General features: G+C 47.1%; 21 protein-coding genes. 12 read left to right on the top strand and 9 right to left on the bottom strand.

Annotation, left to right across the window (positions count from 1 at the left end):
* Positions 1–128 precede the first annotated feature (128 nt).
* From AC58QO_RS19060 to AC58QO_RS19045, 4 genes are all read left to right on the top strand, one after another.
* Positions 129–602, top strand: a complete 474-nt coding sequence (locus AC58QO_RS19060) for a GNAT family N-acetyltransferase (RefSeq protein ID WP_497268260.1) — start codon at positions 129–131, stop codon at positions 600–602.
* Positions 603–630: 28 nt separating this feature from the next.
* A complete protein-coding gene (locus AC58QO_RS19055; protein WP_497268258.1) occupies positions 631–1,470 on the top strand; it encodes a sulfurtransferase in 840 nt (279 codons plus the stop codon).
* A 196-nt stretch (positions 1,471–1,666) separates the two neighbouring features.
* A complete protein-coding gene (locus AC58QO_RS19050; RefSeq protein ID WP_497268256.1) occupies positions 1,667–2,554 on the top strand; it encodes a LysR family transcriptional regulator in 888 nt (295 codons plus the stop codon).
* A gap of 92 nt (positions 2,555–2,646) precedes the next feature.
* The gene (locus AC58QO_RS19045) at positions 2,647–3,084 is read left to right on the top strand and encodes a rhodanese-like domain-containing protein (protein ID WP_497268255.1); all 438 of its coding nucleotides are present in this window, start codon (positions 2,647–2,649) and stop codon (positions 3,082–3,084) included.
* 64 nt (positions 3,085–3,148) lie between these two features.
* Here the strand turns inward: AC58QO_RS19045 and AC58QO_RS19040 are convergent, their stop codons facing one another.
* Positions 3,149–3,385 carry a hypothetical protein gene (locus AC58QO_RS19040; RefSeq protein ID WP_497268253.1) on the bottom strand — a complete coding sequence of 79 codons (237 nt, stop codon included), beginning with the start codon at positions 3,383–3,385 and terminating at the stop codon, positions 3,149–3,151.
* A 172-nt stretch (positions 3,386–3,557) separates the two neighbouring features.
* Between AC58QO_RS19040 and AC58QO_RS19035 the strand changes: the two genes are divergently transcribed.
* On the top strand, positions 3,558–4,787 hold the full coding sequence (locus tag AC58QO_RS19035) for an MFS transporter (RefSeq protein WP_497268251.1): 1,230 nt from the start codon (positions 3,558–3,560) through the stop codon (positions 4,785–4,787).
* 120 nt (positions 4,788–4,907) lie between these two features.
* A complete protein-coding gene (locus AC58QO_RS19030) occupies positions 4,908–5,135 on the top strand; it encodes an XRE family transcriptional regulator (RefSeq protein ID WP_497268249.1) in 228 nt (75 codons plus the stop codon).
* Here AC58QO_RS19030 and AC58QO_RS19025 read toward each other — a convergent pair.
* Entirely contained in the window at positions 5,132–5,863 is a 732-nt protein-coding gene (locus AC58QO_RS19025; protein WP_497268247.1) for a suppressor of fused domain protein, read from the bottom strand. The two genes, AC58QO_RS19030 and AC58QO_RS19025, sit on opposite strands and share 4 nt — an antisense overlap.
* Before the next feature lie 214 nt (positions 5,864–6,077).
* On the opposite strand from AC58QO_RS19025, the gene AC58QO_RS19020 reads away from it, so the two are divergent.
* Together AC58QO_RS19020 and AC58QO_RS19015 are read left to right on the top strand one after the other, a co-directional pair.
* Entirely contained in the window at positions 6,078–7,043 is a 966-nt protein-coding gene (locus AC58QO_RS19020) for a lysylphosphatidylglycerol synthase domain-containing protein (RefSeq protein ID WP_497268245.1), read from the top strand.
* Positions 7,033–8,235: a glycosyltransferase family 4 protein gene (locus AC58QO_RS19015; RefSeq protein WP_497268243.1), complete on the top strand. Its 1,203-nt coding sequence runs from the start codon at positions 7,033–7,035 to the stop codon at positions 8,233–8,235. Before AC58QO_RS19020 ends, AC58QO_RS19015 begins: the two co-directional genes overlap by 11 nt.
* A 53-nt stretch (positions 8,236–8,288) precedes the next feature.
* On the opposite strand, the gene AC58QO_RS19010 is transcribed toward AC58QO_RS19015, so the two are convergent.
* On the bottom strand, positions 8,289–14,486 hold the full coding sequence (locus AC58QO_RS19010; RefSeq protein ID WP_497268241.1) for a carboxypeptidase regulatory-like domain-containing protein: 6,198 nt from the start codon (positions 14,484–14,486) through the stop codon (positions 8,289–8,291).
* A gap of 206 nt (positions 14,487–14,692) precedes the next feature.
* Positions 14,693–16,891, bottom strand: a complete 2,199-nt coding sequence (locus AC58QO_RS19005; protein WP_497268239.1) for a YhgE/Pip family protein — start codon at positions 16,889–16,891, stop codon at positions 14,693–14,695.
* A 197-nt stretch (positions 16,892–17,088) separates the two neighbouring features.
* On the opposite strand from AC58QO_RS19005, the gene AC58QO_RS19000 reads away from it, so the two are divergent.
* Positions 17,089–17,979, top strand: a complete 891-nt coding sequence (locus AC58QO_RS19000) for a LysR family transcriptional regulator (protein WP_497268238.1) — start codon at positions 17,089–17,091, stop codon at positions 17,977–17,979.
* Here AC58QO_RS19000 and AC58QO_RS18995 read toward each other — a convergent pair.
* From AC58QO_RS18995 to AC58QO_RS18985, 3 genes are read right to left on the bottom strand one after another with little or no spacing between them, the layout of a single operon-like run.
* Complete coding sequence (locus AC58QO_RS18995) at positions 17,939–18,952, bottom strand: NAD(P)-dependent alcohol dehydrogenase (RefSeq protein WP_497268236.1); 1,014 nt, start codon at positions 18,950–18,952, stop codon at positions 17,939–17,941. The two genes, AC58QO_RS19000 and AC58QO_RS18995, sit on opposite strands and share 41 nt — an antisense overlap.
* A gap of 33 nt (positions 18,953–18,985) precedes the next feature.
* Positions 18,986–19,207, bottom strand: a complete 222-nt coding sequence (locus AC58QO_RS18990) for a helix-turn-helix transcriptional regulator (RefSeq protein ID WP_497268235.1) — start codon at positions 19,205–19,207, stop codon at positions 18,986–18,988.
* A gap of 1 nt (position 19,208) precedes the next feature.
* Positions 19,209–19,655, bottom strand: coding sequence for a hypothetical protein (locus tag AC58QO_RS18985; protein WP_497268233.1), 447 nt, complete (start codon positions 19,653–19,655; stop codon positions 19,209–19,211).
* 171 nt (positions 19,656–19,826) lie between these two features.
* Here AC58QO_RS18985 and AC58QO_RS18980 point away from each other — a divergent pair, with 171 nt between their 5' ends.
* The 3 genes from AC58QO_RS18980 (at position 19,827) to AC58QO_RS18970 (ending at position 22,340) form a co-directional block, all read left to right on the top strand.
* Entirely contained in the window at positions 19,827–21,398 is a 1,572-nt protein-coding gene (locus AC58QO_RS18980) for an ABC-F family ATP-binding cassette domain-containing protein (protein WP_497268231.1), read from the top strand.
* Positions 21,399–21,414: 16 nt separating this feature from the next.
* On the top strand, positions 21,415–21,858 hold the full coding sequence (locus tag AC58QO_RS18975) for an SRPBCC domain-containing protein (RefSeq protein ID WP_497268230.1): 444 nt from the start codon (positions 21,415–21,417) through the stop codon (positions 21,856–21,858).
* A gap of 77 nt (positions 21,859–21,935) precedes the next feature.
* Positions 21,936–22,340: a VOC family protein gene (locus AC58QO_RS18970; protein ID WP_497268229.1), complete on the top strand. Its 405-nt coding sequence runs from the start codon at positions 21,936–21,938 to the stop codon at positions 22,338–22,340.
* Here AC58QO_RS18970 and AC58QO_RS18965 read toward each other — a convergent pair.
* Positions 22,332–22,718 carry a hypothetical protein gene (locus tag AC58QO_RS18965; RefSeq protein ID WP_497268227.1) on the bottom strand — a complete coding sequence of 129 codons (387 nt, stop codon included), beginning with the start codon at positions 22,716–22,718 and terminating at the stop codon, positions 22,332–22,334. The two genes, AC58QO_RS18970 and AC58QO_RS18965, sit on opposite strands and share 9 nt — an antisense overlap.
* A gap of 22 nt (positions 22,719–22,740) precedes the next feature.
* Positions 22,741–23,397 carry a DUF2306 domain-containing protein gene (locus AC58QO_RS18960; protein ID WP_497268225.1) on the bottom strand — a complete coding sequence of 219 codons (657 nt, stop codon included), beginning with the start codon at positions 23,395–23,397 and terminating at the stop codon, positions 22,741–22,743.
* Positions 23,398–23,495 lie beyond the last annotated feature (98 nt).

Here is a 23,495-nt window from a genome sequence, read left to right as displayed (position 1 = left end):
AAAAGGTACAGAACGACGTTACGTATCTTTGGAGCCGGGGTGGATTCTCAGGAAATAGCGGAACGACGTTCCGCAACTATAGAAGTGCATTGCAATTCGAATACATTAGAATAAGGAGGGCACCCGTGATGACACAAGTGACCATTCGTGAAGCCGTTATGTCCGATATCCCCCAGCTCAAAACCTTAATGCTCGCTTATATTGTGGATTTCTATCAGTACCGACAACCTGAGGATGAGAAGCTGAACGCTTTGATTCATGAACTGCTCGAGCAGAAAATTGGCATTCAATTTGTGGCAGAGACGGAGGAGGGGGCATTAGTTGGCTTTGCGACCTTATACTTCACCTTTAGCACGCTGCGTGCCTCCAAGATTGCGGTCATGAACGATTTGTACGTTGTGGAAGCGGAACGTGGACAGGGAGCGGCGGCGAAGCTGTTTGCGGCATGCAAAGGGTACTCGGCCAGACACGGATATGCAAATTTAACCTGGACAACGGCTCCAGATAACTTACGCGCGCAAGCATTTTACGATAAAATGGGTGGAGATCGAAGCAATTGGCAATCATACTCCGTTAATCCCACTAGTGGGATGGGAGATTAACTGTAGGTAGGGGAAGGTGGCAGGAACCGTGGAGAACATCGTAAGTCAGAGTTGGCTGCTTGGGCAGCTGGGGGATGCGAATATCGTGATCGCGGATTGTCGGTTTGCGCTTGGCAAGCCTGAATCGGGCCGTGAACAGTATGAGCAGGATCATATTGAGGGAGCAGTGTATGTCGATTTGGAGAAGGACTTATCCGGTGCCTTGATGGCGCACGGCGGAAGACATCCACTCCCGGATCTCGGTGCGTTCTCGATCCTCGTCGGGAGCCTCGGCATCGACGGCACGAAGACCGTTGTTGCCTACGACGATCAAGGCGGAGCCATGGCATCGCGCCTGTGGTGGATGCTGAAATTCCTTGGCCACTCCGAGGTATACGTTCTGGATCAAGGGTACAACGCGTGGAAATCCGCAGGGTACCCAGTTTCGGCTGAAGTGCCGGCGGTATTCCCGCGCACCTTCTCACCGAAGGTGCACCGCTCCATGCTCGCGAGCATGGATGAAGTGAAGGACAAGCTCGGTCGCCCTGGCACCGTGCTGGTGGATTCGCGCGAGGAGCGCCGCTACCTCGGCTTGGAAGAGCCGATCGATGCGGTGGCTGGCCACATCCCGGGCGCGCGCAGCTTTTTCTGGAAAGGCGTTCTCGGCGAGAACGGCGCTTGGTTGTCAGCTGCGGAGCAGGAGCAGCACTTTGCCGCACTGCGTGACGCTGATGAAATCATCGTCTATTGCGGCTCAGGCGTGACAGCGTGCCCGAACGTGCTGGGTCTTAGCGAAGCGGGCTTTGAGAACGTGAAGCTCTACAGCGGAAGCTGGAGCGACTGGATTTCGTGGGAAGATAACCCGATTGCGACGGGTGAAGAAGAGTAACTAAAAAGCCGCGTCGAACGGGCAATGAGTGTACAAAATTATTTTACTGATAGATAAAAGAGCGTTCTCCCGCCGGATGGTGAGAGGGCGCTTTCTTATTTTTATGACAGGTTAATGTGGGTTCTACCTTGCTTCTTCAAATGGCTGGCACTATGCTAAGAATAGTTGAGTTGATTGGAGAGGGGAGTTGAGCCCTGTGGAAATGACCTATCTACGAACATTTCGCGAAGTGGCGAAATATGGAAGCTACACGCGAGCCGCGGAAATGCTAGGATATGCACAATCCAGCATAACGGCGCAGATCCAGAAGCTGGAGGAATCTTACGGTGTTGTTCTCTTAGAACGATTCGGACGAATTATGAAATTGACGATGGCCGGTGAAGCGCTCCTGCAATACGCCAACGATATTCATCGATTGCATGAAGAGTCCAAAGAAGTCGTGTCTCAGCAATCCAAGGGTACGATTACGATAGGGACGATCGAGACGTTGGCTGCCTTCTTTTTGCCTCCGCATCTGCAGGCATATCGTCGTAATTACCCGGACGTCAACATTGTCATTCAACCGGGGAATGAGCCCTTCATTATCGAATCGGTGAAAGAAGGTGTTCTGGACCTTGGGATCATTCTGGACCCACCCTTTTCGGATCCAGATCTGGACTGCACGATTTTAAGAGAAGAGCCATTAGTCATCATTGCAAGTCCTGATCATACATTAGCTGGATATAGCGAAGTAAAAGTGGAAGATCTAGAGAACGAATCCTTGATTCTGACCGAGGACGGCTGTACATACCGCGCGATGCTGCTTAAGGTATTGAAAGGAAATCAAGTGAGCTACAAGTTATCTTACGAATTCGGCAATCTGGAAGCGATCAAGCAGTGTGTAACTTACGGACTTGGTATCGCGTTGTTGCCCCGAATTGCCGTCGCCGAGGAAATACGCAAAGGCCAGATCGTCGCGATACCTTTCGTTCATCCGGCGTGCAAGTTCTATACACAATTAATCATCGCTAAGAAAAAGTGGAGATCGAAAGCCTATCTTGGTTTCCTAGAGCTAATCGCTGGCACTAACTATCGAAATGATTGAAGTTAAGTATCAATAACTATCGATAACTCCAATGTTGGGTGCTGTGTTACATTAACATCAAGAAATGCACAAACCCACTGGAGGTAACCCAAATGACCATTCAAACACATAAATCACTCGTTCTTGAGACACCTGCTGCATCACCGGAGCATACTCACCGGCATTACATGAACAAGTTATCCGTGGAAACGGATGTTGCGGATGTACGTTATGACATGCAACATGGCCTGAATGACTTCCTGCTTATCGATGTTCGCAGTGCCAAAGCCTATGGAGAATGCCATGTTCCGGGCGCGATTAATCTCCCTTCCAACCAAATCAGCGAAGGAACGACTGCCTCATTTTCGAAAGAGCAAACGATCGTCGTCTATTGCTGGGGGCCGGCTTGCAATGGCGGAACCAAAGGAGCAGCTCGTCTCTCGGGTCTAGGATTTAGGGTGAAAGAAATGCTAGGAGGGATTGAGTACTGGAGGAAGGAAGGGAACGAGGTAGAAGGAACACTTGGTGAAGCGGCGCCTTTGATTGGTTAAGGGAATGAAGCTAAAAGGGCTTGATCGTTTTGCCAGGAGGCCGACGAATAAGCCCTCTTTAGTTTTACGCGTCGGCATCGTTATCTTCTGAAGGAGTACCGGGAATCACTTGAACATTGATCGAAGCCATATGGCCGATTTGTTCAATAACATGCACTTCAGACAAGGTTAAATCGCGCGTAACGTTGGAGATACCCCAATCCTGCACAAGCTGCAGCATTAGCTTTTTTTCTTCAATTTGTTGCTTATTTATGACAATAGCTTTATGTGAAATGCGTTTACCTAAGTTTTCTAAAATCATCCATCATAACAGCCCCTTCGACATTCTGTTTCATTGGAAACAATGCAACATGACTGGCAGCTAAAAGCAAAGACAATTAACCTTTCAACTCATCCTACATTAGTCGTATAATTAAACCTGTTTACATCGATGAGACGGGACAGCCCAACCTCTATTACTCTATGATAAGGGCGTGAGCCAATTGCGTTTTGCTTCCAAAGATTCTGTGTTGAGTCATCGATCGTTCAACAATTTCTGGATTTCGCGCATGTTTTCCTCGTCTTCGTTCCAAATGCTTTCCGTCGCAATCGGATGGCAAATGTACGACTTGACCCATGATGCGTTCAGTCTTGGTTTCGTGGGACTTGCCCAGTTTGTGCCGATGGTGCTGCTTACCTTCGTTGTCGGGCAGGTAGCAGATCGATTCGACCGTCGGAAGATTGTCTTCATCTGTCAGATTATCGAAGCATTGATTGCCGCTCTGCTGCTGTTTGGCAATCTACATGGCTGGCTGGGCCGCGAAGAAATTCTGGCGGCGGCTGCCATTCTAGGTGCTTGCCGCGCCTTTGAAGGACCTTCCTCCTCGGCGCTGCTGCCGCAGTTGGTACCGAATGCGATTCTGCAACAGGCCATCGCCTGGAGCACATCCGTCGGACAAACCTCTCAAATTGTCGGTCCATCGTTAGGGGGACTACTTTTCTCGATAGGTCCTACTTTCGTATACGGTACAGCAGCTATTGCGCTGCTCGGTGCTGGTATCCTTACGTTCTTCATTCGCATGGCGCCTATCGAACGAAAGTTCGAGCCTGTCACCATGCGCTCTGTTTTCATGGGGTTGACGTTTATTTATCGAAAACCGATCATTTTAGGAACGATCTCCCTGGACCTCTTTGCCGTTTTATTAGGCGGGGCGACAGCGCTTTTACCGATCTTTGCACAAGACATTTTGCATACGGGGCCTGTGGGACTCGGACTTATGCGAACTTCACCGGCCATAGGGGCCTTGTTGATGTCGATCGTGTTGGCCTATTTTCCGCTTAAAAAATCCGTCGGACTCAAGTTGTTCGGGGCACTCGCTGTCTTTGGACTCGCAACGATGCTTTTCGCTATATCGACGAACCTGTTCGTATCGTTATTCGCTTTATTCCTCGTGGGCGCTTCGGATGTGGTTAGTGTCGTAATCAGGTCATCCCTCGTGCAGCTGCAGACACCGGATGAGATGCGAGGCAGGGTTAACGCTGTGAACTCTCTATTCATCGGGACGTCGAATCAACTTGGGGAGTTCGAATCGGGTATCGTGGCTGGGTTTATCGGAGCAGCTCCTGCCGCCTTTGTTGGCGGTATTGGGACACTCGCTGTTGCGGGCTTATGGATGTATCTGTTTCCGTCGCTCCGACGGCTGCGGTCTTTATCAGGAAGTTAACAAAACCACCTTGAGCTTGTGCGCTACTGTGCAGGCTTGAGGTGGTTATTTGTTTCGAATAAAAGCCGTAAACCTTGGCTAGGCTGTGGGTAATATTCTTTTGAACAAAGGGGATCGTATATGAAATTTGAAATTGGACGTTGTCTGTTACAGGAAAGACTAGAGGAATACGGCATTGCTAAAGAAGTACTAACCCGGGATTTGTTTTATAAGCCTGAACGATTAGTGGACTATATGGAAAATAAGAGAATCATGCCCCTGAAGGTGGCCATATCGATTGCGGATACCATCGGTTGTCAGGTGAACGACTTGTATGAGTTGATTGCGGTGGGCTCTGACCCTATTTAGAAAAGACCAAACCGTTTTTTGCACGTATTTTTACGACGAGGATCAAGAATTTCAGTAACGCCAGCTTTGTCGAGCTTTTCGAATAGCGCCTCGGCACCATGATTAAGCTTATAGTCCATTTCCTCGCTATAGAGCGGTGTTAGGCTGAAGAAATGAACTTCTTTGTCCGGCGAGATGGCAAGTGTGAAGAACTCGTTAATCTGCTCCACGATAGAGGGGATCGTTAGCATCATGCCCATCAACTTCGTATTGCTTGCATACGGTTCGGCGGGATTATTATTGGGAATCGTGTGGGCGACATATAGCCATGTGTTGTATTCATGAGGAAGGCGAGCAAGTGTTTTTAGGCTGCGGATAGGCCAGTAATTTTCTTCCTTTTGGATGCTTTCGTTCGATAGCTGCCAATCCGCTGGGAGACAGATCATGAGTTCGGCATAACGGAAGGCTTCCGCGCCTTCAGGGACAGTCATTCGCAAGTTGCTCATTCCTGAGGTTACCAATGTGATGTAATTGCGCTCCTTGGTTGGAGCTACGTAAAGTACGTCGATATGAACCAAGTCGGAGACGATTTCGTGAAATACGGATTGGATGGGGCCGATATACTTCTCCACATGTTGAGAAATGAGTTCGAGTGAAGCTTCATCCCCTTGGGCGAAGGTGAAGGGTCGATCTGTTGTTTGATGGCGATATATGGTGCTGCCGCCTGAGGATTGCTCTTTAGTATTCATAGGGCCTCCATCTGATATTAGAATTAAGATAACTATATCGGAATCTGTCGGAATTGGGAATATTTAGTTTGTTTTAGAGGGTTTTCAGTAAATTAACAAAATAAAAATGATTGCCTGCATTCCGGTTTACATTGCTGTTATACAATAATTGGACGGCCGTACGAATAGGAAGGGACGGTGAAGCCAGGCGATGCTACGGAAATGGTGGCCGGTGATGCTGAAAGTCTTACTCGTAGCGGTCATCTTGTATTTCGCCCAGAGAAGCTTATCGCTCAAGCCCGCTGACTTAGTAACGTTTCTAATGGAAGCAGATTATCGTTTTTATGTGTCTATGGTCCTTTTCGCCTTTTTCTTAATGCTGCAGGCGAGCATCTGGGTGCTCATTATAAATGCCGTGGGAGCAAGAACAGGCAGTAGTACAAGGCTGGATTTATTGTCAGGTTTGCGCATGTTTATTAACTCCCAATTCGCCAAGTACATACCAGGCGGTTTCTGGAACTATGCGGGCCGCATCGTGCTCGCCACTAAGGCAGGGGTATCACTTGCCGCACAGTTTGCGGCTATCGTATACGAAAACGTTCTCTTGGTGTCCGCAGCACTTTCGTATGCGATTCTGCTTGCTTTTAGCTTAGACGTTATGTCAATTCCTATTTGTTTAGCTATTGGTGCCATTGCGGGTGCCGCATATGTGTATTATTCGCGCATAACCGCTTGGATAGGCCGAATATTCGCCCAAGTTTCTCGGTGGAAGCTGCTTAAAAAGCCGCTAGATCGACTGACAAATTCAGCCTACTCCCTATCGAATATCAGTTCGGGAGCCTCCTTGACTCGCAATCAATTTTTCGGTTATTTCAGTTGTTTTCTAGGCAGCCATTTCGTGATGGGGATCGCATTCTGGATGTTGTCGAACAGCTTCGGCGCTGGCCGAATTGACGTATTCTACGCAGCTGGTACGTTCGCCACGTCCTGGCTGCTCGGATTATTGAGTCCGCTTCCGGGCGGGCTTGGTGTTAGGGAAGGCTTCTTGGTTTACTTTTTGTCGCATAAGCTAGGTGCAGAGGCGGCATTGCACATTTCGATCATAGCACGGTTATGGAACATGATGGCTGAAGTCACATTCTGGGCCTTGATTCAGATGGCCTACAGACTAGCGCGAAAGGTGAGAAGCTATGAATCGTAAAAAAGTCGTACTTGTTGCTGGCGTGTTCCCGCCTGGAATTGGTGGTATGCAAAGTTATTACTATAACCTTTCCAAGCATACGAAACATGACATTACCGTTCTCGCTCCTGAGTACCCAGGGAGTGAAGCTTTCGATGGGAAACAGTCCTTTCGGACGGTTCGCGGGGCTTTTATGCGTAACGAGCGCGCTCACATCTTGAGTTGGGGGCGATTGTTCCGACATGTGAGGAAAATGATGATGGTGGAAGAGCCGGATGTTACGGTTTACGGATATGTGCTCATCGGGTTCATCGGTCTGCTGTTTCGGATATTCGGAAAGCGCCGTTATGTGATTTCGACACATGGGATGGATATGTTGATGTTTCGTCGGTTTTTCGGCTTAAATCAGATCGTAAAGTTAATATTGGTGCATGCCGACGGCGTGCTGACGAATAGTATTTTTACCAAAAAACTAGTAGAAGATTATGGAGTCGATTCTTCACGTATTAGTCTTGTGCATCCTGGCGTGGAGGCTGTCTTTGATCAGAGATCTGTCAACTTAGAGTTGATCCGACGGCATGGACTTGAAAATAAATATGTCATTTTATCCGTTGGCCGATTGGTCACGAGGAAGGGGCAGGATCGCGTCATCGAGGCCATGCCCGAAATCCTCAAGCAGATTCCTCATGCTGTATATGTCATTATCGGGGATGGCCCCGATCGTGCCCGACTTGAACAGCTTGCACGGGTGACTGGTGTTGCGGATGCGGTTATGTTCATCGGCAGTATCAGTGGAAGTGAAAGCTTGAATGATTATTACAACTTGGCTGACCAGTTTATTATGGTGTGTCGAGAGCTGGAGAAGGGGGATGCCGAAGGGTTCGGAATCGTCTACTTGGAAGCAGCCTCGGCAGGAGTGCCTGTTATAGCCGGAAGGTCAGGTGGAGCTTTGGAGGCGGTGCTTGATGGGGTGACGGGGCTTCTCGTTGATCCGGATTCACATGCCGAAATCGTACATAGCATTGTCCTTTTGGCAGAGGATGAGGCGCTGAGAGAGCGTCTAGTAACGGACGGCTACAAACGTGCGAAGACATGTTTCCAGTATGAAGTGCTCGCAGAGACGTTCGATCAATACGTGGAAGAGCTGTGCGCAAGCCCCCGGGCTGACAGGAAGCTAGTCAGAAAACGGCGGCCATTAAAGCAGGATATGTGATAGAACTACAAAGACCCCACTCTCATTAAAACGGAGAGCGGGGTTTTCTGATGCTAGGAAGAAGAATCCGTAAGTATAATTTCAAAATCAGGCGCGAGTGAATTATCGCTGGTGTATCTCAGTTTCTCCGTTGCGCCTGCTATGTAAGTAAAAACAACGGGGAATGTTGACGTATGTCCAAATGTGAAGTCATACCAATTGGTGTTGGGGGATGTGCTCGTACCGTATTTTGCGAGGTAACCGTTCTGGTTACGTGCGGATACAGAATTGAACAAGTTCCCTATTACGTTTTGATCGAATACAAGATGGTAAGTGTCGTTGCTTGCGGATTGTGTTGGGTAATACGACGTTACAACACGCATACCGTTTATAATTCGGCGAATCGTACTTTCTGTGAGCACATTGCCATGAGCGGTGTAGGCGGCTTCCAGATTATTGAGAAGATCCAACAAATTTAGTCCAAGTATGTTCGGCAGATTACCTGCTGTGAACAACAGCCCATCCACGATATTTAGGTTGCCATTGGCAATAGAATGTTCGATCAGTGCAGCTTGTCTACTCACGGAAATATCAGTTGCAATCGGAATATCCGTGTAGCCAACTCGAATCTTTAATGTATCGATAAGGAGAGGACTCGCTAGGGCCGATTGCCGGACTTCAAAACTGTATACGCCATTGCCTTGATTTATGAAGTTCGAGAACATGGCGGAGTCGTTTAAGCCTCTAGCTTCTCCACTAACGATTGCTTTCACATCCTGAGAATCAAGGCCAGAATTACCCTCATTGAATAAATTAGCAACCTTGAACGTTACGACAACGTTGGTTCCCGCACTATTTAAATGTTGGCTTATCACTTGAGTAGTATAGACGGTTGGATTATAACTTCTAATGGAGAAGCTTGGCACCTTAGAAACCAATGTATGCAATTGCGTCTGACCGAGTGGGCCGCCATCTTCGATAAACGCATCCAAGATCACTTGTTTGACATACTGGATGTTGGTATCATCCGTTTGATAAATGCCATTCGCAAGTAGATCAACTCTATTCAATGCATCCCAAGCCGCGGGATTGTCATCGACATACTCGTAGAGCGCTTGGTTAAGAAGTGCATTGGAGCTGTAGTCGCTAATAATAGTTTGCAGCAAATTGTAAACTTGATAGTTCTGTAATCCAGCGAATTCCTCGCCTTTAGCTACTATCGCTCTTTTGTAATTCACAAATGCACTATCCACGATGTTACCGACACACGTATTCTTTAAATCTTCCAAAGTCAAGGATGTTGTCCCTTCACTGGCTGCATAAGCCTGTACGGTACTCAGCGCAGTCTGACTATCAACGGCAATCAGCTCCAGTGTCTTGCTTATGCCGGATAACGGGTTCGTTGCTGTAAGTCTAAATGGTCCTATGCCCGTAACGTTTAGGTATCCCTCTTGAGTTACGGTTGCAATCTCACTAGGCTCAGCACGCCAGACGATGTCTTTATTCGTCGCATTTGACGGTTCAATAGTAAGTCGAAGCGTATTGGAACTATTGGTTTGAATGCGATCAGAGTTGGTATATAAACTTAATCCAATCGATGTGACTGGGATTCCTGCACCTGGCGTCTGAACAGCCAATCCTTCCGTTTGCAAGCGTGTACCGTTAAGTGAAAGATCTGAAATGATATAAGTTGCCGCGTCCTGGCTGCCTTCAAACACGATTTGATAAGCATTAATCTCATCTTTGTAAGTGAAAGATGGGAAAACACTCATATCAGAGAGGGATTTAGCCATACCGTCGACCATTACTGTAAAATCGTCCGCCGTGTAGCCTTTTAAAGAATCGCCATTGCTATTTTTGAGAACCAAAGTTAGGGTTACTCGCTTCGTTCCAGATGCATGCTGAACAGGCGTCCCAGCCCAAAGGGAAAGCTGAGGCGATGGTGTTGTACCTTGAAGCGCTGCTTGAATGGCTGATCGTGTCAAAAGCTTATAATTGCCGCGTTTGTGTGCAAGCTCCAACAGATGCTCCGCTACCGTAAGCTGTGAAGTTGAGGAGATACCTGTTAACTCATATTCATTGAGGATGCGCTCAGCATCATTATTGAGCTTGGACCAATCGTAAGTGCTACCAAAGCCTGACATTAACGCACGTTGAATGACCGGCGCCGCATTCGCGGTATTTACCCATTCTTGCATTCTTGCAACAAAATCCTGATTAGTGGATGCTGAAAGCAGTGCGTTCTTATCCATAGTAAGAGCAAATTGATACAAGTCGAGCTGATTCTCGATCAAATTTTGAAGCCCCGCGGTTATGAAATCAGAGCCGGTAATCCAAGTCATGTTTGCTATTTCTAAGCCATAGCGGATATCTGACAAAACCTTCGCTAGTGATTTGCGTACGTTGATTGTGGCAGAAGCATCGGAGATATTACCAGCAGAATCAACGGCATATACGACGTACTCTCCTGGCGGTACAGCAGACAATTTTAATGAGGCTTGCACGCCAGTAGCGGCGAACACACTTGTAACTTTGTGTGAGGTAATTTCCCCTAACTCGCGTGCTGTCCCTTCTGGCACCAAATAAAGTGTAGCCGCCTCGTTTGATGTGGCTGTTACATCGTTTAGATCAAGTTCCACGATTCCCGTAGAAACGGAAGTCAGCGTGGGTGGCGTTGTATCAGACTCTGGCAATAATCTGACGTTCGTCAGTTGTACTTGATTAGTATTGGAATAGCTGTCTTTTTGAATTATCTTCTCTGATTGGCTAGTAAAGTGAATTGATCGGTTTGGAAAGTCCAAATTACCGTAGGAATAGATATTTTCAGCAACATAAATGGTTGAAACATTTGGATTAGCAAGTGCATTTCCTAATCCTTCAGCGTTGTTTACAAACGCAGTAAGGTTGCTTGTGCCATCAGTGATAAAGTAATTCTTTTGAGGTACTATTTTAATAAATCCTGAATAATTGCCTAGACCGTTTACTTTAATTATTCCTACGAAACTGCGAAGTGCTGATTGAAGCTTCGTTTCGTCACTACCAACATCACAATAGATATCTAATCCACTCCACCCGACATTAGGAAAAGGATTGAATGAAATTGAAAAGTTAGGAGCAGAAAGCTTGGTATTGGAATTGTTAGCATACACGCCTGCGAGCCTTATATCTCGGTTGAACACGATAGGTACCGTTAGATGTATATCATTGAGCAGTAAAATATAAGGAACGCTAGTATCAGCGTATGCCGCTAGTAGCTGGGTTTCATTCGTTACAGCTACACCTTGTTGCAAGTAAATATACTTATAATTTGGCCCCATATTAACAGTGAACGGCTGCATCGGATACAATAAATAGCCTGCTTTTTCAGAAGTAAGGGTATAACTTGCATTTGCAGGGATATTTGTAAAATGGAAGGTACCCTCAGCATCCGATGTGACGGTTTGCACATAACTACCGCCATTTGCCTGCAGGGTGACATTCACATTAGCTAATACGGGATTGTTATTGTTTTCATCACTAGCTCGAACGACACCTGTTATTGTTCCGACGGGTATAAATTCAAGAGTACCGATACTGTTAGCATTAGGTGTAACCGTAAATGCGGTTAGAGGCAGTTTTGGCTGATAGTCTGCGATAGCGATCTCTTGTATCTCATATCCTACAGGAAGGGAATAAAATGTGAACTTACCGTTAGCGTCTGTAGCTGTCATGTAGCTTGTGTCTGGTATTGTAACTTGTGCATATGGTATGAACTCACCAGTCGTGGACATGGCATAGCCCTCAACATTAGCTGTTTGATGAGTAAGGCTTACCGAGACCGAAGGGGTCCCAGCCTGCAGGACAGTCACAGTTATGTCTTGACCGATATAGTTCTCCGCTGAAAATTGGAGCGTATAGCTGCCTACCGGGAGATCGTTGATCGTAAAGTTGCCGGTTTCATCCGTATATACCGTTGAGTTTGTTCCTTTGATATGGATGGCTGCCGAGGCTAGAGTGCCTCCGTTGCTCGAAGCGACGGTTCCTGAAATAGAGCCTTTGGCTTTCACGAGGGTTACATTGCCAAGATCCTTGATTTCACCTGTAGCCAGGTTAAAAGGCTCTAGAGACACCGTCTCATAGTTAGCCTTCGTGACGACGAGTGCTGCACCGCTTCGCGCCGTAACATCGTTGAAAGTAAACTCCCCACTCTCATTGGTGGTCGCTGAGGCGCCATCAAGCGAAACATTTGCACCAACAACGAAATGGCCATCCTCATCAATTACCGTTCCTTTTACAATGCCTTTAACAGGAGTGAGACTCACTGGAACTGAACTAACTTCATTTTGTGAGACCGTCACCGTTCTTACATCACCAATGTAGTCAGCCGAGGAAAACTGCAGTGTATAGCTGCCGACCGGCAAGTTGTCGATTGTAAAATCGCCATTAGCATCGGTTTCAAACATAGCATCGGTTTCTAGGATGGTGATGTGTATCGCTGCCAAGTTACCGCCATACACAGAAGTTACCTTTCCTGAAATAGAGCCTTTAGCTTTCACGAGGGTTACATTGCCAAGATCCTTGATTTGGCCTGTAGCTAAATCAAAGGCAGGCACCGCCAACGTTTCATAGTTAGTCTTCGTGACGACAAGTACTGCACCGCTGCGCGCCGTAACATCGTTGAAAGTAAACTCCCCACTCTCATTGGTGGTCGCTGAAACATCATCAAGCGAAACATTCGCATCAACAACGAAATTGCCGTCTTCATCTATTACTGTTCCTTTTACAATGCCTTTAACAGGAGTGAGGGTTACAGAGACAGGCTGACTCCCAGTTTGCAGGACAGTTACAGATATGGATTGACCGACATAGTTCTCCGCTGAAATCTGAAGAGTATGGCTGCCTACTGGAAGATTATTGATTGTAAAATTGCCAGATGCATCTGTATATTCGGTTATTTCGCTTCCTTTGACATGGACTTGTACGGATTCTAATCTGCCTCCAGTAGTAGAAGCAACATGGCCTGAAATACTGCCTTTGACTTTGTACATCACAAGATTGTTCAGATTCTTGGTTTCCCCGGTAGCGAGGTTAAAAGGAGGAACGGTTAACGTTTCATATGTATCTTTGGTAATCTGTAGAGATGCATTGGAAAGAGCCGCGACATTACTGAAAATAAATTCACCAGAGGCATCTGTCCACACGGTGAAACCATTGAGGGTTAACATGGCTCCTTCAACTGGAATACCATTCACATCGGACAAATTACCTCGAACCGTTCCTTGGTTAACGACAATAGGAGATATCTTGATTGTTCCAGTATCATAAACATTTTGTGAAACGGTGATACCTGAGATGTGGAAAGGTAAGTAACCTTGCTTTGTAATGTCTAGTCCTGCTACACCCACGGGTATGTTAGTTAGAACAAACGACCCATTATTATCTGTTGAGGTTGCATAAGTAGTCCCGGTGACAGTAACCAAAGCATTGCTTAGAGGCTGATCATTGTCGGACTTAACCACACCCTGAATACTGCCCGTCAGTTGTGGATTAACTACTTTTTTAAGATGAATGGTTGGAATCGTGGTTAGGCTGTCCTTCGTTATGTTAAAGGGAACTGTTGTAATTGTTGTGTAGGTGTCCTTCGTTACAGTGAGGCTTTGAGTGCCTGTGGGCACAAGGTCTAAGTAGAAATATCCGGTAGTATTCGTATATACAGTCATAGGAGGGCTTTGTCCATCGACTGAAACGAGTGCCGAAGCCAATGCCAGATGGTCAGGTCCATACACATAACCGGAGACGGAACCGTAGGTTGGGATTTTTCTCAAAACCAAAGTACCTAAATTGCGCTTGTCACCAGTCAAAATATTGAAAACATCCGATACAACATCCGTATAACCTGACTTTTTGATAGAAACCGATGTCTGGTATGATACAGGGACGGCATCGAATTTAAAGTATCCAAGAGCGTTTGTTTGCATAGTTTTTCCATCTAGCTTAATTTCAGCGTCAACAACCGCTGCCCCTGTTTCATCCGTGACGAAGCCGCTAACTTCACCCAGGGAGATCTGGTAACTCAAAGGTGCAACTTGGCTTAATAAATTTCGTACATCGGTTTTATCAAATGTACTTTTCCCTGTAATCATGCTCATTGCATGTTCATCGTGAATGGCTTTCACCACATCCTCAATATCAACGCCATTCGTCTCTGGATCGAGTGTATAGCTTGCAAATACCGATGTCGGCAATGTGGTAGACAGTAAACAAATACTTATAAAAACCTTTAACTTCCGCATATGTACATCTCTCCTACTTATACTGTTCCTGAGCCATTAATAGTTCTTTAGATGTATAAATCGTACCATATGTCAGTTGGTTTTTGTTGGTTTTTGACGAATTTTGTTAAAACTTAATGAAGAATTGATCCACCGTGTCGTATTAGCATCTGAAATAACAAAAAGGGCTAGGAATCACCCATTTGGGGACTCCTAGCCTTTCAAATTTACACTGTAACCGGCATTAACTGCTCATGCTCATCGTCGTTGTTTACTTTCTTTTTACGAGTAAGAAAATAAACACTTGTTAGAATCAAGGAAGCTATCAGGTAGATACTCAAGTAGCCCACTTGATGCCACATTTCAGCGTACTGACCACTGGAGATGACATATCGGAACCCTTGAATCGCGTAGGTCATAGGCAGCCAAGGATGAATGGCTTGTGCCCAATTCGGCAGCAGCTCGAGGGGATAAGTCCCAGCGCTTGAAGCTAACTGGAGAATCATCAGCAAGAGAACTACGAATCGACCCGGTTGATCGAGCCATGTGACCAGCATTTGAATGATCAGCATGAAGGTTAAGCCGACGACGAAGGTAAAGACATAGAACAAGGGAATGCTCTGTACTTTCAAGTCTAAGACATAGGTGAGAACGGTCGTCGCAATCAAAGCTTGGAACGTACTCATTAGACTAAAGGTTAAAAGCTTGCTAACGAGCAATCTGAGCCCTTGTGCACCTGGCGTAGAGGTGCTTCGTGCTGCATAGATGGTCGTGAAAACCAGCGAGCCTGCGAATAGAGCCATGGAAATGAAATAAGGGGCAATGCCATTCGCGTAGATGGCAACCTTACGGTCGTCATTTGCTGTAATTTTCACAGGCTCTGCCAGCATGCTAATCGTTTTGTCATCGGCCTTGACGGCTGCGGTTTTCTGCGCGGCATCATTCAATTCCGCTGCCAGTTCACCGCTGCCATCCACTAGTTTCGGTGCACCTGCATCCAGCGCAGTCGCACCCTCATTCAGCAGCGCGGCGCCACTGGCCACTTTATGAATGCCCGCAGTCATTTGCGTCATCCCGCCAGCAAGCTCTCCGGCACCACTGCTGAGCCGAGCGGCGCCGTTCTGCAGTTTAGTGCCGCCAGCAGTTAGCTGCGGCAAGTTCGCATTGAACGTGTGCAAGCCATCTGCGAGCTGCTGCTCACCCGTTTGGAGCTGAGTAGCGCCAGCAACTAATTGCTTCTGTCCGTCATTGAGCTTCTCAGCTCCAGTCACAAGCTTATCCGTGCCGGAAGCCAAGGCCTGCCCACCCGTGAGAAGCTTCTTCTCGGCGTCATGCAGCTTTTTGTTTCCTTCAGCGACCTCTTTACTGGCTGCGAGGAGTTTGGTAACTGTAGCATTCGAAGCTAGATCGGGATGCCCCGCGACGAATGCCTCAAGACCTGAGGCGAGCTGTGCGGAGCCGTCCTCTAATTTATCACTTGCGCTTACGGCTGATGTAAGACCGTCTACCAATTGCGCGCTGCCTTTAGAAGAGGAAGCAAGGCCAGAGGCCAATTGATCCGCTCCCGTTTGGGAGGCTTGCAGCCCTGAAACTAAGGAAGAGGTGCCTGCTAAGGTTTTCTGCGCACCTTGTTCCAATTGTGCGCCTGCATCTTGCAATTGGCTCACTCCGCTCGATAGTGCAGCGGCACCCTTGCTGACCTCCGAAGCGCCTGAGCTGAGTCCCGCGGCTCCTTTTTGCAGCAAACCAGCACTATCGTCCAACTGCTTGGTGCCATCCGCTAGGATGACCAAATTGGTTTTGACTTGGTGGATCCCATCGCTTAAGGATTTTGCGCCAGCGTTGAGATCGGAGGCACCTTTACCAGCTTCGCCGAGTCCGTTCGAAATGGTTTCGAATTCGGACAGAATGCTTGTAGAGTAGGCCTCTGTGAGTGTTTTGGATAGCTTATTTTTCAATTCCTTCGTTGCACTTTCCCCAATCTGACCAGCAACAAAGTTGTAATAGCTATTGGATTCGAAAATGATTTCAGCCTGCTTCGGATTGGCACTCGTAATCGAAGCTGCATCTGCTGAGAACGAAGCGGGCACCGTAATCGTGGCATAATAATGGTTATTTCTCATCCCCTGTGCGGCGTCCTCGGCATTCATAAAGCCCCAGGAAAAGTTTTCGTTTTTGCGTAACTCATCCATAAATTCATTACCGATGTTGCGTGATTCACCTTCAAATGCAGCGCCTTGATCGAGATTGACGACTGCAATCGGCAGCTTCTCCAGTTGACCGTAGGGATCCCAAGTTCCTTTTATTAAAAATCCGCTATATAAAATAGGGACTAATGCAACAGCGATGAAGGTGATGATCATCATAGGGTTCTTGATAAAGCGGCGAAATTCACCTGCAAATACCTGCAAAATATTTTTTTTCAATGGCGATGCTCCTTTACATGTGACAATCGTCGTTAATGATGTTCCCTTTTTCCTCGTAATTATTCGAAAGATGTCGTGTTCCACCTATGAGGGATTCGGCAAGTTAATGACTGTTACTGTATAATACCATCGACAAGTGATAAAATATATTTAAGTTTAATTTATTAACCTAAACAAAAAGTTAAGGATGAGAGACATTGAATATTATACAACTCCAGTATTTCATTGATTCTGCTGAGTCTGGTTCGTTTACAGAAACGGCCAAAAAGCACGGGATTACCGTCCCCGCCGTCAGTCAATCCATCAGTCAGCTAGAGAATGAATTAGAAGCTACGCTTTTTACCCGTTCCAAAAAAGGTATTGCTCTTACACAGGATGGGTTTAAAGCTATGAAATATGCACGTACCATTCTAACCAACGTCCGTAATATGAGAAACGAGCTCGCAAAGTCCAATCCAATCAATACAGGGAATATCGTGATTGCTACGATTCCTGGCATGGTTTCATTGGTTACGAACTCAACGATTACCTTTATGGGGATCTACCCTCATATTAATGTTCAACTTCTCGAAGGCGATAATACAGCGGTAATGAATCAGGTGATGAAAGGGGAAGCGGATATGGGGTTCGTCTCCTTGTCTCGTGAGAGTCAGGATGATTCGTTCACATGGGAGCCAGTGATTCGCGGGGAAGCTGTTATTGTCGTGAATAAACAATCGCCTTTGCGATTTTTAACTGCCATAACAGGCTCTGAATTACATAATGAAGTCTTCGTTATTTATAAAGATGCTTATATAGAGAAGATTGCAGCGGAGTTGATTTCAGGAGATACAGGCAACCGAATCGCATTAACGACGAATAACACCCAAGCCATCATGCAAATGGTCAGCCGCGGCAATGCCATTACCATCGCAACGGATTACATCGTGACGACCATGCCTGAGAAGTTCAAGAGCGAGGTCGTCACGATCCCGATTGGAACATATCGAAAATACCCGAATTATCTGTGGCGAATCACCAAGAAGGATGTTGAAGTGTCCGCGATCATTAAGGAGTATACGCAGCATTTGTATGCGAATTTGGAGTGAGGGGACGACCCCCAAACGTAATAACCACATTCCCCTTCTTACGCCCTGTATCCACATAGCTATGAGCCTCAGCCATCAGTTCCAACGGATAGCGTCTATCTATCACTGCTCTTATCACTCCTGTGTCAAAAAGCTCCGCGAGAAACACCAGATTCTCTTTCTTCTGCTGTAAGCCCGAAGCTGTGAACTTGGCTTTTTTGCTGCCGAATTTGGATGTCCATAACATCTGGAGCATAATGCCCAGCGATGGCACAGTGGAGAGATAGATCCCTTTCGCAGATAGCGAGCCTTTACATTGTGAGAATGACCGTTTGCCTATCGCATCGAAAATAACATCATAAGTCCGACCGCTTTGGGTGAAGTCCTCTTGAGTATAGTCGATGACCTGGTCCGCACCGAGAGATTTCACTAATGCCATATTAGTAGAACTGCATACCCCCGTCACTTCCGCGCCGAAGTACTTCGCCAGTTGTACCGCATAAGCCCCTACGGATCCGGAAGCACCGTTAATCAATACCTTTTGTCCACGTTGAAGTCTTGCCGTATCTCGCAGAAAGGTCAACGCGGTTAAGCCGCCGTCACAGAGGCCTACAGCTTCCTCGAAACTCGCATTGGCCGGTAGGATAGCTAGTAGGCCAGTTTCAGGCAGACAGGTGTACTCGGCATAAGCACCGAATTTCGTCGGACTAATACCGGAAACACGGTCGCCAACCTGGAAGGTCGTGACGCTTTTACCCACTGCATCAATTTCACCTGCAAATTCCACGCCTAATATCGTATGTTTCGGTCTGGCTAGACCATACATGAACCGAATGATAAAAGGGTCCGCTTTCCGAAACGCGCAATCCGAAGGTGTAACGATGGCCGCATGCAGTTTAATCCTTACTTCATTGTCCTTGGGTGTCGGCTTTGCTACTTCTGTGAGCTGAAGAACCTCCGGTGTTCCGTACTTCATACATACAATCGCTCTCATAAAGAATCCCTCCTGGAATGTAGTTGGTCGTTCTCACACTTGCTCATCCTCGATAAAGAAAATATCTTCCAATGGTAATTTGAAGACACGTGCAATGCGAAATGCTAATTCCAAAGAAGGGGAGTATTTGCCCTGTTCGAGAGCCACAATGGTTTGTCGGGTCACCCCAACCTTATCCGCCAACTGCTGCTGGGTCATTTCATCCTGATTGAAACGTAATTTCCGGATGTGATTGCTTATAAGACTTTTGCCCATCTTAAACTCCTTTCCGATAATGGTAGAGCGATGTGAACACACCGGCCATTTCTGATAAGAACCCTGAGAAGATCAGAATGATGAACATCGTGGTAGGTGTCATATTCATCACCAGCGATCCCATAGCTAGAAGAAAGCCTAGCGTAAACACATAGTGAGAATTTCTTATGGCTTTCAGATCAATTAATTTGTCGAGTTCATCTGAGAAGGAAGGCTCTACTTCTTTGGTCGTTATGCGATAGATGATATTGAAGATAATAGCTATGATGATTTTCGCTGCAATGGATACCGGAATTAAGATTAAGATAGCTGCCGCCCAGAAGCGGAGGGTTTCCATCGTATCCATACTCGTATCCTGAACCTTTTGAAAGACATACCAACAATAGAAACCAAAAATGAACACCGTGCTTATAAATGAGACGATATGCTTTTTCTCCTGATAGGACATTCTTTCATGCCTCCTGTATAATCATTTTCACACAATGTAAAATATTATATACACAATGTAACTTATACTATACATTAAGTCAACTATACAATACACCATTTTATATAAAAATGTCGTGAACCCAAACATGATATAATCAGCCTAGAATGATGCAGGTAAAAGGGGATAGCCATGAGTGTAATTCGTTTGGAGAACGTTACGAAGAAATATGAGGACGCGATGATTTTTCGCGATATTTATTTTAAGGTCAGTCAAGGTGAGCGAATCGGCCTGATTGGACGGAATGGTGCCGGCAAATCGACGGTTTTTAAGCTAATTATGGGCAAGGAAGAGCCGACTTCAGGCAAGGTAGATATAGATCCGCAGGTTAAAATAGGGTACTTCTCGCAATTCTCGGAAATGACCGGAAGCTTGTCCGTTCAGCAAGAACTGGAAATGTGCTTCGAGCAGGTTGCGTTGATTGAACGCGAGTTGCAGGAAGTTGGTGAAAAGCTGGGTACCGTCACCGATGACGGCGAGATGGATAAGCTGTTGACGAGGCAGGCTGAGCTTTTTGAGCAAATGGAGCATTTGGACGGATGGAACGTGTCCGTTGAGATTAACACGGTGCTAACGAAACTTGGCTTCAATGATCGGTCGCGTCATCAGCCTATCGGCGAATTATCCGGTGGTTGGAGAAACCGTGCCGCGCTGGCCAAAATGCTCATAGAGCTGCCAGATGTTGTCTTGCTGGACGAGCCGACGAATTACCTAGATATTGAAGGGATCGCTTGGTTGGAGCAATGGCTCTATCGGTTCAAAGGCGCGATGATTCTGATATCCCATGACCGGGAATTTATCGACAAAGTGGTCACGCAGGTGATCGAGATCGAGAACTATCGCTTTCAGGAATACGAGGGGAATTACACCGACTATATCCGCAAAAAGAAAATGCGCAAAAAGGAGCTCGACCGCCAATTTGAGTGGGAAGAAGAGCTGCTCCTCATGGAGTCGGAGGCTATTGAGAGCCGTGCCAGCAAGAAATCGTCCAAGGACCGTCTCTCGCGTCAGTTAGCAGATAATAAAAAACGGATAGAACCGCACCCCGTCAACGTGCTGATCACGGATATTTATGAGCGGCTGCGGTTTCCGGATAAGCTGTGCGAGGTGAAGGGTATCGGGCAGACCTACGAGGATCGGACTATTTTCCAAGACGTCAGCTTCGATATTCAAAAGGAAGACCGCCTAGTCATCGTTGGCCCTAATGGAAGCGGGAAATCCACGCTCATCAAGGTGCTTACGGGACAGGAGAAGCCGGAGTCCGGCGAGGTGATCTGGGAAAAAGGCGTCAGCTACGCGTATTTTAACCGGATGTGGGAAGAGCTTAATCCGAAGGATACCGTTAGCCATGCGGTGAACACGTACGGTCTGGGATTGGACGCGCCGCGGAAAAAGGTAAACAAATTCCTCGCCATGCTGCAGTTCTCGGAGATGGACCTCAGTAAGTTTATTGGCAACCTCTCTGGCGGTCAAAAAGCGCGGGTCGCGCTAGCGAAGTGTCTGCTCTCCGGCGCCGCGGTCATCATCTTAGATGAGCCGACGAATCATCTCGATCTTATGAGTATTCAGGTCATGGAGCAGGCCTTGATTCATTTCCCTGGCGCTGTGATAACGGTAAGTCATGATCGGTTCTTTATCGATAAAATAGGCACGAAAATGCTGACGTTTGATCCCGCGACGGGAGTCAGTGAGCAGAATTTATAAGTGAGGAGAGATTCGTGTGGGACAGTTTACAGTCGAACAAAGTATTTGGGTTCAGGCTTCGCTGCAACGAGCATGGCAAGCGGTGACGGAAGGGGAGGAGCTTTCGAAGTGGTACTCCCCGGGCTCGCCATGGGACGTCGCCGAGCTTTCGCCGGGAGCTGAGGTTTACTTTCACCATGTACCGAATGAGTACCACGCGGGGACGGAGGTTGTCACTTTGCGTGCGATCATCGAGGGAGTTGAACCTCAGCAACGCTTCGCGTTGCGTTGGGAGTTTAGTGTGCCGGATTATGAGATGATCACGACATTTCTCACTGCGGAGGAAGAGGGTGGTACCCGCGTGACCATCACGGAGACAGGGTATGAATCGAAGGAGCAGGCAAAGCCGACGGAAGAGGGCTACGCCATGTCTTTGGAGAATTTGAAGGCTCATTTGGAGGGGCGAGAGTTGCCTTATTAGAAATAAGAACACTTGATCGCTTTTTGGGTTGCGTGATATAATTTGTTATACAAGCTTCTGAAAGGCGGGATCGCAATATGAGAATCCAATTAGAAGGCATCACCATTTTATCGAATGATGTGGCAAGGCTAGCTCGTTTTTATCGTGAGGTACTTGGCTTTCGAATCGTGGTGGAAGAAGCGGGGTATGTCGAATTTGAAAATAGCGGCGTACGTCTAGCGATTTGCTCGACTCCCCTTATGGCGGATAATACGAATGATCATCCTTCGTTTGCGGAAGCGCGCAAAGGGCAATCCTTTGAGTTCAATTTTCAATGTGACTCACCGGAAGAAGTGAGCGCACTTTATCAGGAATACGTCTCCAAAGGGGCAGCGGCGATTATGGAACCCAAAGCAAAGTCCTGGGGACATGTAACTGCCTTCTTTGCTGATCCTGATGGGAATATTCATTCACTTTTTGCGGTTAACCCTGAATCAATTTGACGCTACAAATGCACCGGGGTGGTTTCGAATGTAAGCGGCTATGCTTTGATGAGTGCTCTCTGAAGCATCGAGTAGGGCTTTGAATAGCGGAACGACCTCCGACATCAGTTCAGAATCCAGCATGAGATCATTCGCGGAAATATCAAAATTTGTGATGTTCCTCGGGTGATTGCGTTGCCGAAAAAGCTCTTCCATGCGCTCCACTAGAGGCAGTGTGGTGCTGTCTTCAAAAAAGCGCAACGCGCTCAGAAGGCCCGCCCATCTCGCCGGCTGTGCGAAGAAATAGGCGCTCCACCAATAGAAATCCGATTGCGATTCTATGGCATGGGTGTGATAGACGCGGAACGCGAACAGTAAGTTGAAATACCCCCTTCGCAATCGAAGGGGGTATTTCCAATGCTTAAATGTTCAAAGGACGCGCCACTCTGCGAATCCCACTGCGAATGATCATCTCCGCGATGAGCAAATTCGGCAGCCAGCAGAGCCAAGCAATAACGCCAAATGTATCATTTGTATCCGTCAGACCCCAGAACACACCCGCCAACGGGGTCATGACGCGAAGGGAGATCGCTGCGCAGGACAGCGCATAATTTCGCAGCATCCATTGACCGTGCTTGCGCGGATTGCGATCGGGAATAATGCTCTTTAGGCTTTGGTAAAGCGTGTACAACCACATGAGAGATAGGACTCCGAAGCCAATCTGAGCACTCAAGCCGCCGCTGGCATAGTACGCCAAATACAGGCCGGTCACACCTGCCACTGTAATCATGGTTGCATACACATAACCAATGGCACGATGAATATTCGGTGTGCGTAGTCGAATCTTCTTGATAAACTGAAGCCAACCCACTCCCAATGCAACCCCTGCAGCAACCGCATGGGTCCAAAGCACAGGATACCACAGATCAGACATGCTGCCCTTTTCAATTACAAATCCTTGATCCTTAATATCATCTGGATTCCCATAGAAGAACAAGGCATAAGCCGCGATCCCAACGGCCAGCAAAGCCAAAATGCCAAACAGCCAACTCCGTCTTCTTCTTCGGTTTCTCTTCACATGCATCCCTCACAGCTCATCGAATTCTTGTTGATTCGATCTTATCACTGAGGGGGTTATTTCCAGAAGCGACGAAGGTCGGAGCAGGCGCTCCTCCT

The sequence above is a fragment of the Paenibacillus sp. J31R30 genome, assembly GCF_059692115.1.
The sequence above is the reverse complement of the archived record's forward strand: the minus strand, read 5'-3'. Positions and strand labels throughout refer to the sequence as shown.

Bases quoted from the DNA above. Each gene is read 5' to 3' on its own strand.
- AC58QO_RS19060 (WP_497268260.1), top strand. From the start codon at position 129: ATGACACAAGTGACCATTCGTGAAGCCGTTATGTCCGATATCCCCCAG.
- AC58QO_RS19045 (WP_497268255.1), top strand. From the start codon at position 2,647: ATGACCATTCAAACACATAAATCACTCGTTCTTGAGACACCTGCTGCA.
- AC58QO_RS19040 (WP_497268253.1), bottom strand. From the start codon at position 3,385: ATGATTTTAGAAAACTTAGGTAAACGCATTTCACATAAAGCTATTGTC.
- AC58QO_RS19030 (WP_497268249.1), top strand. From the start codon at position 4,908: ATGAAATTTGAAATTGGACGTTGTCTGTTACAGGAAAGACTAGAGGAA.
- AC58QO_RS19025 (WP_497268247.1), bottom strand. From the start codon at position 5,863: ATGAATACTAAAGAGCAATCCTCAGGCGGCAGCACCATATATCGCCAT.
- AC58QO_RS19020 (WP_497268245.1), top strand. From the start codon at position 6,078: ATGCTGAAAGTCTTACTCGTAGCGGTCATCTTGTATTTCGCCCAGAGA.
- AC58QO_RS19015 (WP_497268243.1), top strand. From the start codon at position 7,033: ATGAATCGTAAAAAAGTCGTACTTGTTGCTGGCGTGTTCCCGCCTGGA.
- AC58QO_RS19010 (WP_497268241.1), bottom strand. From the start codon at position 14,486: ATGCGGAAGTTAAAGGTTTTTATAAGTATTTGTTTACTGTCTACCACA.
- AC58QO_RS18995 (WP_497268236.1), bottom strand. From the start codon at position 18,952: ATGAGAGCGATTGTATGTATGAAGTACGGAACACCGGAGGTTCTTCAG.
- AC58QO_RS18990 (WP_497268235.1), bottom strand. From the start codon at position 19,207: ATGGGCAAAAGTCTTATAAGCAATCACATCCGGAAATTACGTTTCAAT.
- AC58QO_RS18985 (WP_497268233.1), bottom strand. From the start codon at position 19,655: ATGTCCTATCAGGAGAAAAAGCATATCGTCTCATTTATAAGCACGGTG.
- AC58QO_RS18980 (WP_497268231.1), top strand. From the start codon at position 19,827: ATGAGTGTAATTCGTTTGGAGAACGTTACGAAGAAATATGAGGACGCG.
- AC58QO_RS18970 (WP_497268229.1), top strand. From the start codon at position 21,936: ATGAGAATCCAATTAGAAGGCATCACCATTTTATCGAATGATGTGGCA.